Here is a 13,199-nt window from a genome sequence, read left to right as displayed (position 1 = left end):
GTCACGGGGTCACCACCACGGTCGCGTGCATGAAGGGATGGATCGAGCAGAAATAGGGGAAGGTGCCCGGCTGGGCGAAGGTGAAGCTGAACGTGGCCCCCGTGCCCATTCCCGGGGAGTGGAACGAGCCGTCGCGCGCCACCACCGTATGCGGTTCCTCGTCGCGATTGGTCCAGATCACGGTCGTGCCCGCCTTCACGCTCACGGTCTGCGGGCCGAAGGCGAAGTTGTCGATGGTGACGGCGTTCGGCCCGGACGCGACCGCCGGCGTCCGGGGCGCACTCGACATTCCCGGCATGTCCGGCATGGGTGCGAGTGCGCCCGGGGTCATGCCCAGGCCGGGGTCGTCGGAGCGGACGGTGGGAGCGGGTGGGCTCGCGCCTTTGTCGGCAGATGTCGCGCAGGCCGTCAGCGTCATGACGCCCAGGGCGGCCATCGCGGCGGCGGTGCGATTCAGAACGAGATGTCGGTGCATCGGATCCGGCCTCCATGCGGACCCCGCGGAGTGCGGGGCTTCACCGACAGATAGGTGACCGGGTTACAGACCGAGGTCGATATTCAGTGCCGACGCCGCCCGCAGCGCGCGATGCTGCAGCACCTTCGCGTTGGCCACGCTGATCGCGAGTGCGGCGGCCGATTCGCGCACCGACAGCCCCTGCAGGAAACGAAGTTCGAGAATCCGGCGGTAGCGTTCCGGCAGTTCGCTCAATACCGCGCGCACATGCTCCGGCGCCCGGGACTCGGCGGAATCGGTTGGCGCCGAACCGCTCTCGTCCGGAATATCGTCGTCGATGACCGTGATCTCCCGGCCCATTCGTGCTCGCCAGTGCCCGGCGAGCACGGTGCGGGCGGTGGTCCGCAGATAGGCGCGCACCTCGGCGACGCTCGCGGTGATCCGCAGCGGTTTCAGCGCGGCCACGAACACTTCCGCGGTGAGATCCTCCGCGTCCGGTTTGTTGCCGACCTTCCCGAATATCAGCGCGTAGACCCAGCCGACATTGTCCCGGTACACCTCGTCCCAGCTGGGATAGCGATCCTGCGGTACCAATCGCAGGTCGCGGCGTCCGGGCTCCTCCGGCGACCGCGACCCGGCCGTGGATCGCCCTGCCATCCCAACCACCCTCCTGCAGCCCGGTGACGCACGCGCCCGTCAGGAATAGATACGTGGTGTGGTTACACGCGGTTCGGCGCGCGCCGTCACGCCGGCTTCTCCGGCGCGAACACCTCGATCGAGCCGTTCGATTCACGAACCTGCAGCCGCGGCAGGGGAGCCGGCGTGCGGGGCAGCTCATGGGTCACGACCTCACCCTCGAAACCGAAGGAGGTCGAATGACACGGGCAGCGCAGGCGCGCCGCGGCCGCGTCCAGCCACAACTTGCACCCCTGGTGGGTGCAGATTCCCGACAGCGCGTAGACGACCCCGTCGCGGCGGCGGAGGAAGCCGTTGACCGCGCCGAGTTCGAACGGTGTGGTCGCGCCGTCCGGAAGTTCGGTGCTGGCGAGGACCGGCTGCCAGGTTCCGTGCGACGGTACGAGCGTCTGCTGTGCGGCGGGAACTCCCGGCTCGCCGGATCCGCTCAGCAGCGTGTGGTCGATGACCCCGCCCGCCGCGGCCGCGGCGGCCACCGAGGTGCCGATCAGCACGGTGCGCCGGGTGGGACGCCGCGTGCGCGCGCCCGGATCGGCGGCGGGCTCGTCGAGGTCCTCGGACAGGCGATGGTGCAGCCGGGCGATGAACTCCTCGTCGGGGCCGCCCGCACCGGTCCGGGCCGACCGCAGCGCGATCGCGGCGCGGATCTGGGCGGCGTCGTCATCGTCGGGCCGGAAACCGCGCGGGCTGCGGCCGGCCAGGATGTCGTCGACGTAGCGCTCCACGTCTTTGCTGCTCACAGCGAGCCTCCTGATCCGGGACGGGCGGCCGATCGCAATGCCAGACGCTGGCGTGCCTCGGCCTCGGCAACGCTGACACCGAGCCGCGCCGCGGTGTCGGCCATCGAAAGTCCTTGCAGGAAGCGCAATTCGAGAATGCGGCGATAAGGCTCCGGCAGTTCGGCGAGCAGATCACCGACCGCCGCGGCCGGCGTGGCCGAGGAGGTGCCGGGGGGCTCGGCGTCGATCACGGTGATCTCCCGGCCCACCCGCGAGAGCCAGTAGCGGGCCAGCACCGAGCGCGCGGTATCCCGCAGCAGCGCCGGAATCCGCGACGGTTCCGCACCGAGGGGGGATGGTTCCAGTGCCGTCATGAACACCTCCGTCGTCAGCTCCTCGGCGTCGGGCGCGGCGCCCACCTTCGCGAGCATCAGCGCGTACACCCAGTCGACATTGCCGTGGAAGATCACCTCCCAGCCGGCATGGTCGTCAAGGGACGGCGGTGCCGGTGTGGGCGCCGGCTCGGGCTGCCCGCTCATCTGCCGCCGTCCTCCTCTCCGATGCCGCCGCGCTCGGTGCGGCCGATCCAGGACCGGCCGGGTCCGCGGAGACTGTGCCGGCCGAGAACTGTGCCGCCATCAATTAGATAGCAGGGCGGTTACACACACCACCGGTTACGCGCCACGAATCGGATCGAGTACGGCCGCGCGTAACCACCACTCCTATCTACGGGCACCACGACTGCGAGGAGTGAAGAACATGAACGTGGCATTCGGTGTGCAGTGCGCACGAGTAGCGGCCGCAGGCGTCGCGCTCGCCGGTGCGCTCGCGGCGGCCGCCCCTGCCGGCGCAGCCGGGTCGCTCGCCCGCGAGCCCGTCGAACCGGTTGCCGCGCAATGCCTCTGGGCCGACACCGCCCATCCGCGCGGAGACATCGTCACCGCGGGCGGGTGGAGTTACAGGTGCGAAACCGACGCCCGCGGCGCGGCGCGGTGGATCCGGGGGACGGCTGCGGCCGGTCCGAGCACGGTGCCCGATCCGGGTGCCGCGACCGCGCCCGCCGGGCATTTCAGCGCGGGGGCACGGCAACCCGGAACCGAATACACCGACTACTGCGTGGGCGACCAGCTGATCGAAGGACGCGACACCGTCTACGAAGTCGCCGCGAGCGGGGACGGTCTGCTGTTCTGGCGGCCGGTCGCGGCCGTGGATTCGTGGGCCTTCGACCCCGGCACCCACCGGGCCCCGCCCTCCGCGCGCGGTTCCAGCCTCTGCCGGGACAGTCAACTGCTCTGATGCTTCGGCTCCTCCGAGTTCAACGGCTTCTCCGGGTGCAACGGCTTCTACGAGTGCCTCGGCGCCCGGCCGTGCCGCCGGGGTGAGCCCGGTCGTGAGCTGCCGGGCGGAGCCCGAGCATGGGCATCGGCACATCGCGCGCGTGAACGCCCGGTGTGCGGGTAATCGCATTGCCGAGCGACGTTGTCGCGATGCCGCGCCCTCGGACCCGGCGGTCGCGACGGCTTCGGTGCGAAAAGTGCGGCGGCCGGCGGTGACGTTCGCCCGGTTCGTGTCGGTAGGACGCGAATCGGTGCGAACTCCGTAAGGTCGCCGGTGTCGACGAAAGGAACCCTCCGGGATGTTCGAGCGGGTAGTGCAGAAGTCGGTGGAGACCTTCGTGCGGGCGGGCACGGGCGTGCAGGAGCCGCTGGCGGCCAAGTACGTCGACCGGTTGCGGCGCAAGCATCCGGAGCGCGCGCCGGAGGACATCGAGGCCGGCCTGCGGTGGCGCTATCTGGGCGCGGTGACCGTCAGCGGCACACTCGCGGGTCTGTCGGCCGCGGTGCCCGGTGTGGGCACGATCGTCGGGCTGGCGGCCAGCGGCGTGGAGTCGATCTTCTTCATGGAGGCCTCGGCGTTCTACGCGGTCTCGGTGGGGGAGTTGCACGGGATGCGGGCGATGTCGCAGCAGCAGCGCCGCGCGCTCGTGGCGGCCGTGGTCCTGGGCGAGGGCGGGGCGCAGCTGCTCGGGAAGGGCGCCGGGCAGTCGGCCAAGGATTGGGCCTCGGCGGTGGCGGACAAACTTCCGGTGGTCCGCTCGATCGACAACCCGATGGCGCGCAAATTCATCGTCGGCTTCATCGCCAAGCGTGGCGCGTTGCTGTTCGGCCGGGCGCTGCCCGCCGGTCTCGGCGCGATCATCGGCGGCACCGGTAACTACGCGCTCGGGCGGGCGGTGCTCGCGAACGCGGATCGCACCTTCGAGTCGGCGCCGCCGTCCTGGCCGGACGACGTCCGGGCCGCCGTGAACGCCTGATTCCGACGTGCCCGAACGGTCCGCGAGCATGTCGGTGGGCTGGGCTAATGTGCCAGAGGTGAGCGAAACCGGGATCGAGGACGCACGTGCCGCCGAGGCGGCCGACGCCGCCGAGGCGGCCACGGCCGACGAGCGCACCGAATGGCAGCAGCTGGCCGAAGAGGTCCGCGAACACCAGTTCCGGTACTACGTGCGCGATGCGCCGATCATCTCCGACGGCGAGTTCGACGCGCTGTTCCAGCGGCTGCTGGCGCTGGAGGAGGCGCATCCGGACCTGCGCACGCCCGATTCGCCGACGCAGCTGGTCGGCGGCGGCTTCGCCACCGAATTCACCGCGGTCGACCATCTCGAGCGCATGCTCTCGCTGGACAACGTGTTCGACGAGGACGAGATGCGCACCTGGATCAGCCGGGTGGTCGCCGAAACCGGCGCCGATACGCACTTCGTATGCGAGGTGAAGATCGACGGTGTGGCGCTGAACCTCGTCTACGAGAACGGCCGTCTGGTGCGCGGCGCCACCCGTGGCGACGGACGCACCGGTGAGGACGTCACCCTCAACGCGCGCACGATCGAGGACATCCCCGAACAACTCACGCCCACAACGGAATTCCCGATTCCGGAACTGCTCGAGGTTCGTGGTGAGGTGTACTTCCGGCTCGAGGACTTCGAGAATTTGAACGCGGCGATCGTCGCCGAGGGCAAGCCGCCGTACGCGAATCCGCGCAACACCGCCGCCGGATCGCTGCGGCAGAAGGATCCGGCGGTCACCTCCCGGCGTCGGCTGCGCATGATCTGCCACGGCTTCGGCCGGATGGTCGGATTCAGCCCGTCCTCGCAGTACGAGGCCTATCAGGCGCTGGCGGCCTGGGGGCTGCCCGTCTCGGCGCACACCGTGCGCGTGCAGGGCGCCGACGCGGTGATCGAGCGCATTCGCTACTGGGGCGAGCACCGCCACGACATCGAGCACGAAATCGACGGCCAGGTCGTCAAGGTCGACGAGTTCACGCTGCAACGCCGCCTCGGCAGCACCTCGCGCGCCCCGCGCTGGGCCATCGCCTACAAGTACCCGCCCGAGGAGGCCACCACCCGCCTGCTCGACATCCAGGTCAATGTCGGCCGCACCGGCCGGGTCACGCCGTTCGCGGTGATGGAACCGGTGACCGTCGCCGGTTCCACGGTCGCGATGGCGACGCTGCACAACGCCTCGGAGGTCGAGCGCAAGGGTGTGCTGATCGGCGATACCGTCACCATCCGCAAGGCCGGCGATGTCATTCCCGAGGTACTCGGCCCGGTGGTCGACGTGCGCGACGGCAGCGAACGGCGCTTCGTCATGCCCACCCACTGCCCGGAATGCGGCACCGAACTCGCTCCCGAGAAGGAGGGCGATGCCGATATCCGCTGTCCGAACCAGCGGCACTGCCCCGCGCAATTGCGGGAGCGGGTGTTCCACATGGCCGGGCGCGGCGCCTTCGATATCGAGGCGCTGGGCTACGAGGCGGCGATCGACCTGCTGAAGTCGGGCGCGATCTCGGACGAGGGTGATCTGTTCGACCTGAGCGAGGAGAAACTCCTCGGCACAACGCTTTTCGTCAACAAGAGCGGCACGCTCTCGGCCAACGGCAAACGTCTGCTGCAGAATCTCGACACCGCGAAGGACCGTCCGCTGTGGCGGGTGCTGGTGGCCTTGTCCATCCGCCACGTCGGGCCGACCGCGGCGCGCGCCCTGGCTGCCGAGCTGGGCAGTATGGCGGCGATCGAGGAAGCGTCGGCCGAGGCGCTGGCGGCGGTCGACGGCGTCGGCCCGACCATCGCGGCCGCGGTGAAGGAATGGTTCACCGTCGACTGGCACCGCACCATCGTCGAGAAGTGGCGTGCGGCCGGGGTGCGGATGGAGGACGAGCGCGACGAATCGATCGAACGCAACCTCGAGGGGTTGTCGATCGTGGTCACCGGTTCCCTGCAGGGCTTCTCCCGCGACGAGGCCAAGGAAGCGATCCTGGTGCGCGGCGGCAAGGCGGCCGGATCCGTCTCGAAGAAAACGGCTTTCGTGGTGATCGGTGACTCCCCAGGGTCCAAGGCGGCCAAAGCGGAGGAGCTCGGCGTAACCATTCTCGACGAGGACGGGTTCCGCACGCTGCTCGCGGAGGGGCCCGATGCGGTGCGGCCGGAGTCGGATACCGAAGACGAATCGGACTGAGCATGGATCAGTGGGATTCGCGGGTGCGGATTCGCCGCGCCATCCCGGACGATTTCGCGGCGATCGCACAGCTGACGGTCGACACCTACGTCGGCGAGGGGCATGTGCATCCCGAAAGCCCCTACGTGGCCGAACTTTCCGATACCGAGACCAGAGCGCGCGAAGCCGAGGTCCTCGTCGCCGAGCGCGACGGGGACCTGCTCGGTTCGTTGACCATCGCGCGGCCCGGCACCCCGTACGCGGATATCGCGCGGGCGGGTGAGCTGGAGTTCCGCATGCTCGCGGTCGCCAAGCGCGCCCGCGGCGCCGGTGTCGGTACCGCCCTGGTCCGCACCGTCGTCGAGACGGCGAGGGCGGAGAGCTTCGCCGCCGTCGTGTTGACCACGATGCCCGGGATGGCCGACGCCCGGCGCATCTACGAGCGAATGGGTTTCGGTCATGTGCCGCAACGGGATTGGCACACCGACGCCGGGCTGCCCCTCACCGTGATGCGGCTGGAACTCACGCCCGGCGCGTAGGCGTACCCGGCGCGAGGCGAGCAGGAGCCGCTATCCGCAGCTCCCGGTCGCCGAAGACGTTGCGCCGCAACCGGTTCAGGTCAGTACGGTGGCGACGATGCCCGCCAGATAACCCAGCCGCGCGATCTCGGACGGACGGAAATCCGGCCCGCCGGGGCGGCCGAGCAGCAGCGCCTTACCGGTGTTGCCGAGCGGGGCGGCCGCCAGTTTGGTGTCCATGTCCCGCCAGATCTGCGGGACCCAGTCGGCCTCGGGATCGAGGGCCGTCGGCTTCTCGAGCGGCATCCACGGCACACTGCCGGCCTGCGTCTCGGGTGCGCTGGTGCTGCCGACCAGACGCTGGCCGCCACCGTGCGGCCCCAGATCCATCACGGTGCTCCATCCGACCTGCAGGACGCGCGGGACGCCGTCGACCAGCACCTGCAGCCGGTCGTCGCGCGCGGTGGCGACCTGGTCGATCAGCTCCAGTTCACGATGGGTGTCGAGAATGCCGGAATAGGGACGCAGCGAATCGACTCGCACATCGGCGAGGGATTCGGCCGCGGTGATCAACGTGTCGGGCAGTGCACCCGACGGAACTTCCACCACCAGATCGTCGATCGCATATCCTGCGCCGCGTTCGACGACATCCAGCGAGAGGATGTCGGCGCCGACGGAGCCCAGCGCTACTGCGAGTGAACCGAGACTTCCTGGGCGATCCGGAAGCTGCACGCGAAGCAGATATGACACGTGCTTGCCTTCCTTTCCTGTGCGACCGAGACTTTCGGACGTATACCCGAGTCTCGCAATACTTACACCCACTGCTTCCAGCAAACGATTCGAAGTGGGAGCAGTGAGGTATGCCACATCCATTGTCGGCCGAACACCGGGTGCCGTGCCAGTGCCGTTCCGATGACGTTGTGATGTCAACCGTGTGTCCGGCGAGCACCGGAACGAACAGCGCAGCCCGACCGTGAACGGATGGCTACAACCGCGGCCCATCAGGCTGTGTTGTCCGGGCCTGATGGGGAGGCCCCGCGTGGTTACGCATCCGCTGCCGCCTCCGGGCCTCGACCCCATTAGGCTGTCCCATGCGCAGCACCCTGCGCCATCGACACGCACCAACCTGCCGAAAGGGGATTCGCGGTGTCCGCCATCTCCCGCGACGAGGTCGCACACCTCGCCCGGTTGTCCCGGCTCGCCCTCACCGACGAAGAGCTCGATCTGTATGCCGGTCAGCTGGATTCGATCCTGAGTCACGTGCAGGTCATCACCGAGGTCGCCGCCGACGTACCGGCCACCGCGTCGCCGAACCCGACCGCCAACGTCACCCGCCCCGACGTGGTCGTCCCCGGGCTCAGCCCGGACGAGGCGCTGTCGGGCGCCCCCGCGGTCGACGAGCAGCGGTTCATGGTTCCGCAGATCCTGGGAGAAGGCGAGTGATGAGCGGCGATCTGACCAAACTGTCCGCGGCCGAGCTGGCGGAGAAGATCCACGGCCGCGAGGTGTCCTCGGTGCAGGTCACCGAGGCGCATCTGCAGCGCATCGCCGAGGTCGACGGTGAACTGAACGCCTTCCTGCATGTGGCCGGCGAGCAGGCGCTGACGACCGCCGCCGAGGTCGACGCCGCGATCGCCGCGGGCACCGTGGCCTCGCCGCTGGCGGGAGTTCCGTTGGCGCTCAAGGACGTTTTCACCACCACGGATATGCCGACCACCTGCGCGTCGAAGATTCTCGAGGGCTGGGTGTCGCCCTACGACGCGACCGTGACGGCCAAGCTGCGCGCCGCCGGCATCCCGATCCTGGGCAAGACGAACATGGACGAGTTCGCGATGGGTTCGTCCACCGAGAACTCCGCCTACGGCCCGACCCGCAACCCGTGGGACACCAGCCGCATCCCCGGCGGTTCCGGCGGCGGTTCGGCGGCGGCGCTGGCCTCCTATCAGGCGCCGCTGGCGATCGGCACCGACACCGGCGGTTCCATCCGTCAGCCCGCCGCGGTCACCGCGACCGTCGGCACCAAGCCGACCTACGGCACCGTGTCCCGCTACGGCCTGGTCGCCTGCGCGTCGTCGCTGGACCAGGGCGGCCCGTGCGGCCGCACCGTGCTCGACACCGCATTGCTGCACGAGGTGATCGCCGGTTACGACCCGAAGGACTCGACCTCGCGCGATGTGCCGGTTCCGGCGCTCGTGGAGGCCGCTCGCGCGGGTGCGCGCGGCGATCTGGCCGGGGTGAGGGTCGGTGTGGTCAAGGAACTGCATTCCGACAGCTACCAGCCGGGTGTGCTCGCCTCCTTCGACGCCGCGGTGGCGCAGTTGAAGGATCTGGGCGCCGAGGTGGTCGAGGTGTCGTGCCCGCACTTCGAATACGCGCTGGCGTCCTACTACCTGATCCTGCCGAGCGAGGTGTCGTCCAACCTGGCCCGGTTCGACGCCATGCGGTACGGCCTGCGCGTCGGCGACGACGGCAGCCACTCCGCGGAGCAGGTCATGTCGCTGACCCGCGAGGCGGGATTCGGTCCGGAAGTCAAGCGCCGCATCATGATCGGCACCTACGCGCTCTCGGCCGGATACTACGACGCCTACTACGGTCAGGCGCTGAAGGTGCGCACCCTGATCGCGCAGGACTTCGACAAGGCCTACGAGAGTGTCGATGTACTGGTCTCGCCGACCAGCCCGTTCACGCCGTGGAAGCTGGGGGAGAAGGTGAACGATCCGCTGGCGATGTACCTGTCGGACCTGTGCACGCTCCCGACCAACCTGGCCGGCCACTGCGCGATGTCGGTGCCGTCGGGACTGTCCGCCGACGACGGCCTGCCGGTGGGCCTGCAGATCATGGCGCCGGCGCTGGCCGACGACCGGCTCTACCGCGTGGGCGCCGCCTACGAGGCCGCGCGCGGTCCGATCGCCTGAGCGCAGCCGATCGGCGGGTTACGGCCGCGGCCACGGGCGGCCGTCGAGCCGCTCGATATCGGTGTTGAAGCGCTGCAGATAGTCGGCGAAGCGCGTGACGTCGTCGGGGGACCAGCCCTCCAGAACGCGGCCCAGGCCTTCGATATTGGCGTTGCGTTCGGCGTCGAGGTTCTCCTCGCCGGCCGGTGTGATGCGGAACTTGCGGGCCATCCCGCCCTCGGGATCGGGGATCCGCTCGACATGACCGGCGCGTAGCAACGCCGCGGTCTGCCGGTTGAGCGTGGAGGCGTCGAGGCCGAACGCCTCGCTGAGCTGACCGATCGACATCGGGCCCTCGATGGCGAGCCGGCTGAGCAGCAGGTAGGCGCTGCGATCGAGGCGAGTGCCGTCGCGGCGATAGCGCGGGTGAATGGTGTAGCGGCCGAGCAGCATGGTCTCGAATTCCACCAGATTCGTGGGCTTGTCCATGCCGTCCTTCCGCCGATTCACAGTTCTGACCTGCGAGAACCGGTATAGCACACGGCCGGGGCCGGGCGGGCACGGTGGTCGGCTGGGTGGGAGCCGATGCCGTGGCCGCCCCGGCCGCCGTCATCGCCGTCAGCAGCTTCCGAGCGCGGTGCCCTGGTCCGATCCGTAGCGGTGGCCGTGGCCCGGGCCCGGGGCGAGGGCGGAGAGCATATCGGCGGTGGTCTGCACCCAGCTCAGTCCCGGCAGCCACACAGGGTGTGGTGCGTCGGGGCGGGTCCCGGTGAGATCGGGTGCGCGCCAGAGCAATCGCGGCGACCACTGCACCACCGGATCGGAGGAGTTGGCGAGGACGGTCGCGCCGCCGCGATGCACCGCCGACGCCGGTGGGCCCGCCCACAGTGCGGCGCAGACCCGGGCGCGTTCGTCGCCATCGTCGGCGAAGATCGCGCTGCCGGCGGTCGCGCCCAGGCTCTGGCCGTAGACGTAGAGCTTCGGCGGATGGGCCAGGCCGGCCAGGTGTCGTTCGATTCCGGTGAACAGGGCCCGTGCCGAGCGCTCGGCGTCGGCCCGGGCGAACAGGAAGGTCGCCCAGCTGGGAGCCTGCGAATACTGCATGCCGACCAGCGTCGCATCGCCGTCGAACCGCTCGTCCAGGCCGCGTGCGGCGCCGGCGTCGAGCCACCCTGAACCGGTCGGCACCATCACCACGAGGTGTCCGCGATCGAATCCGCCGGACCGCTCGATCTCCCGAATGGCCAGGGCGACACGGGAATCGAGATCGGGTGCGGAATCCACACCGATGTAGACGCGGACCGATCGGCCGCGTTCGGCGACGAATTTGCGCCCCTCCGCTCCGAGCGAGGCCCAGCTCACCGCCGATTCCGGACTGCCCGAGCGGGTGTAGGAGACCGGCCGCACCACTGTCGGGTCCATGGCGGCGTCGGCCGAGGCGAATGCCGACCGCTGCCAATTCACGACGGCCGGAAGCAGGGCGAACTGGCATGCGAGGACGGTGGCAGTGACCAGTGCCGCCGCCCGCAGTCGCCCCACATACCGTGCCGCCCAGCGCAATCCACGCAGGATGAGCAGGATCGGAACGACCACCGCGACGACGCCGATCGCCCAGTGCAGCCAGTACCGCACACCGACCGGCGGAAAATCCATGGCCGCCCGCAGCCGGTTCTGCCAGTACCAGGCATGGGTGAGCGCGGCACCGGCCGCGGCACAGCATGCGATCACGATCGCACTCCGGAACCGCCTCATCCGCGCCTCCATGTCGAACGCCCAGTGCCCCAACACCTTCCGACCGAGTCCCGCCACACCCAGCGCGATGAGTACCAGCAAGGCGGTGAGCAACGCCTGCGCGACCGAGGTGCGCGGAAGTAGCCCCGGCGCCAGCGAGGCGGAAATCCCCGCCGCCGAGGCCACCAGGGTTCCGGTCCGGGGCTTGCCGATGGTGACGAGGCGGCGGATAACCGCGCCGAGTGCATTCCGCGCCCGCTCGAAAGAGTGGCGAGACGGTGTTGTGCCGGTCGTCCCGCCGGGCGACGGTGGTGCGAAACATGTTCGGACGGTGGCGTCGGGGCTCGTGCCACTGCCCGTGCCCGGCGTCGCTGTCTTTCGTGGGTCGCTCGCCGGTTGTATTCGCGAAATCTCTCGTCGCGAACCCGGACGCCGCAACGGTGAGAGTTCCAGCGCCGTAACGGCCAGCCGCGCCTGTTCCGGCGCCCATGCACCGCCTCCCGCTACCACTGTCGCCGGAGTGCCGAGCCACAGGCCTATCCCGTCGACACCTCGCACGGTAACGCTGCGTAGCTGAACAGCGTTGCGCGACAACCATTCGCGCGCCCCTCGTGCGGTCCGTGATGCCGCTGCACCGATGGGTGCGGGGAAAACGCGCCCGTCGCGATTGCCGGTACTCCCACCCGAGCGCCGGTTCCACATGCGCCCGGCCGATGCGCCACGAGAATCCGACCACGGCGACCACCGAGTCGCCGGTGGCGCTGTATGTTGTCCTCCTCGACGCGGCCGGATGGTGCGGCGGACGATGGCGAACAACGCCGCCACCATCAGCAGCACCATGGCGAGCCGGGCGAGGACGTGGACCACCTGCGGTCCGAGATCCGTTCCGGAAAGCTGCCGGCCGAACAGGTATTCGGGCATCGGCGCGGCGTAGTGCTGGCGGCGGGAGTTCAGATCCACCGCCGCGGTGGCGATCGTCGCCATCGTGGTGCAGCGGGTGTGGGCGAGCAGATCGCCGCGCGTCTCGCAGGCGGCGAACATGCGGGTTTCGAGAGCGTTGTCGACGGCTCGGCGCGCCCACGGACCGAGGGGATGGCCGCGAGCTTCGGCGTAGCGCAGCAGGTCGTAGCCGAGGTCGTGGGCCTTGCAGGCGGTGTCGAATTCGGCGGGTAGCGGAACCGGCGAGGAGCACTCACCGGACGGGTCGACCGGCATACCGGCCAGCTGCACCGGCCGATACCCCTGTGTCGCAGCGAAATCCGCGGGAATCACCGCCAGCTCCGGCCGGTCACCGGTCAGCGTCCGCACCGCATCCCGTGCGGCCGTGTTCTCCGGCGCGGGCGCGGCCTCGGCCGCCCCTGCCCCCGGCGACAACGACACCAGTATCGCGATCACCGCCGCGGCAAGGGCGACGAATCCGAGGATCGCGCGCACATATCCACGCCGCCAACGTCTTTCGCCGCCCTCATGCGTCCCGGTCCGCCCCGGCAGCACCGGCGACGACTCACCGTCGTGCCCGCGCCCCGCCCGGTGGCCGTCGCGGCCCGGCCCGGCGACGACCACCGTGATCGCGCTGTCCCCGCGTGGCGACCCACCCGCATCCGCAATATCGCTCATGGCGGTTGAAGGTAGAAATCGGGAACCGGCGCACACCTCCCGCTGCGGATCGATTTCGGCACCGCTACCGGGGTGCGCGC

The 13,199-nt window shown here is 69.7% G+C and carries 13 protein-coding genes; 6 read left to right on the top strand and 7 right to left on the bottom strand.

Features of this window, described 5'->3' with window-relative positions:
* Position 1 precedes the first annotated feature (1 nt).
* The 4 genes from NMI01S_RS23265 to NMI01S_RS23250 form a co-directional block, all read right to left on the bottom strand.
* Entirely contained in the window at positions 2-331 is a 330-nt protein-coding gene (locus NMI01S_RS23265) for a cupredoxin domain-containing protein (protein WP_439956297.1), read from the bottom strand.
* Positions 332-538: 207 nt separating this feature from the next.
* A complete protein-coding gene (locus NMI01S_RS23260) occupies positions 539-1,111 on the bottom strand; it encodes an RNA polymerase sigma factor (RefSeq protein ID WP_063000428.1) in 573 nt (190 codons plus the stop codon).
* 86 nt (positions 1,112-1,197) lie between these two features.
* Positions 1,198-1,890, bottom strand: a complete 693-nt coding sequence (locus tag NMI01S_RS23255; protein ID WP_063000426.1) for a Rieske (2Fe-2S) protein — start codon at positions 1,888-1,890, stop codon at positions 1,198-1,200.
* Positions 1,887-2,408, bottom strand: a complete 522-nt coding sequence (locus NMI01S_RS23250; RefSeq protein ID WP_063000424.1) for an RNA polymerase sigma factor — start codon at positions 2,406-2,408, stop codon at positions 1,887-1,889. The genes NMI01S_RS23255 and NMI01S_RS23250 overlap by 4 nt, the downstream gene beginning before the upstream one ends.
* A gap of 220 nt (positions 2,409-2,628) precedes the next feature.
* Here NMI01S_RS23250 and NMI01S_RS23245 point away from each other — a divergent pair, with 220 nt between their 5' ends.
* The 4 genes from NMI01S_RS23245 (at position 2,629) to NMI01S_RS23230 (ending at position 6,898) form a co-directional block, all read left to right on the top strand.
* The gene (locus NMI01S_RS23245) at positions 2,629-3,165 is read left to right on the top strand and encodes a hypothetical protein (RefSeq protein ID WP_063000422.1); all 537 of its coding nucleotides are present in this window, start codon (positions 2,629-2,631) and stop codon (positions 3,163-3,165) included.
* A gap of 340 nt (positions 3,166-3,505) precedes the next feature.
* Positions 3,506-4,183: a hypothetical protein gene (locus NMI01S_RS23240; protein ID WP_063000420.1), complete on the top strand. Its 678-nt coding sequence runs from the start codon at positions 3,506-3,508 to the stop codon at positions 4,181-4,183.
* A gap of 58 nt (positions 4,184-4,241) precedes the next feature.
* Positions 4,242-6,380 carry an NAD-dependent DNA ligase LigA gene (gene ligA, locus NMI01S_RS23235; protein ID WP_281186740.1) on the top strand — a complete coding sequence of 713 codons (2,139 nt, stop codon included), beginning with the start codon at positions 4,242-4,244 and terminating at the stop codon, positions 6,378-6,380.
* Between the two features lie 2 nt (positions 6,381-6,382).
* Entirely contained in the window at positions 6,383-6,898 is a 516-nt protein-coding gene (locus NMI01S_RS23230) for a GNAT family N-acetyltransferase (RefSeq protein ID WP_063000418.1), read from the top strand.
* Positions 6,899-6,973: 75 nt separating this feature from the next.
* On the opposite strand, the gene NMI01S_RS23225 is transcribed toward NMI01S_RS23230, so the two are convergent.
* Positions 6,974-7,627 (bottom strand): ACT domain-containing protein, encoded by a 654-nt coding sequence (locus tag NMI01S_RS23225; protein ID WP_063000416.1) that lies wholly within the window; start codon positions 7,625-7,627, stop codon positions 6,974-6,976.
* Between the two features lie 396 nt (positions 7,628-8,023).
* On the opposite strand from NMI01S_RS23225, the gene gatC reads away from it, so the two are divergent.
* Both gatC and gatA read left to right on the top strand, forming a co-directional pair.
* Positions 8,024-8,320, top strand: a complete 297-nt coding sequence (gene gatC / locus NMI01S_RS23220) for an Asp-tRNA(Asn)/Glu-tRNA(Gln) amidotransferase subunit GatC (protein ID WP_036503944.1) — start codon at positions 8,024-8,026, stop codon at positions 8,318-8,320.
* The gene (gene gatA, locus NMI01S_RS23215; protein ID WP_063000414.1) at positions 8,320-9,792 is read left to right on the top strand and encodes an Asp-tRNA(Asn)/Glu-tRNA(Gln) amidotransferase subunit GatA; all 1,473 of its coding nucleotides are present in this window, start codon (positions 8,320-8,322) and stop codon (positions 9,790-9,792) included. Before gatC ends, gatA begins: the two co-directional genes overlap by 1 nt.
* 18 nt (positions 9,793-9,810) lie before the next feature.
* Here the strand turns inward: gatA and NMI01S_RS23210 are convergent, their stop codons facing one another.
* The gene (locus tag NMI01S_RS23210; RefSeq protein ID WP_063000412.1) at positions 9,811-10,260 is read right to left on the bottom strand and encodes a MarR family winged helix-turn-helix transcriptional regulator; all 450 of its coding nucleotides are present in this window, start codon (positions 10,258-10,260) and stop codon (positions 9,811-9,813) included.
* A gap of 129 nt (positions 10,261-10,389) precedes the next feature.
* On the bottom strand, positions 10,390-13,119 hold the full coding sequence (locus tag NMI01S_RS36430; protein ID WP_369689930.1) for an alpha/beta-hydrolase family protein: 2,730 nt from the start codon (positions 13,117-13,119) through the stop codon (positions 10,390-10,392).
* Positions 13,120-13,199 lie beyond the last annotated feature (80 nt).

Origin of the sequence: Nocardia mikamii NBRC 108933 (assembly GCF_001613505.1) — a bacterium.
In the GTDB taxonomy this organism is placed as follows: Bacteria; Actinomycetota; Actinomycetes; order Mycobacteriales; family Mycobacteriaceae; genus Nocardia; species Nocardia mikamii.
Note: the sequence above shows the minus strand (reverse complement) of the source record. Positions and strands in the feature narration are given on the sequence as shown.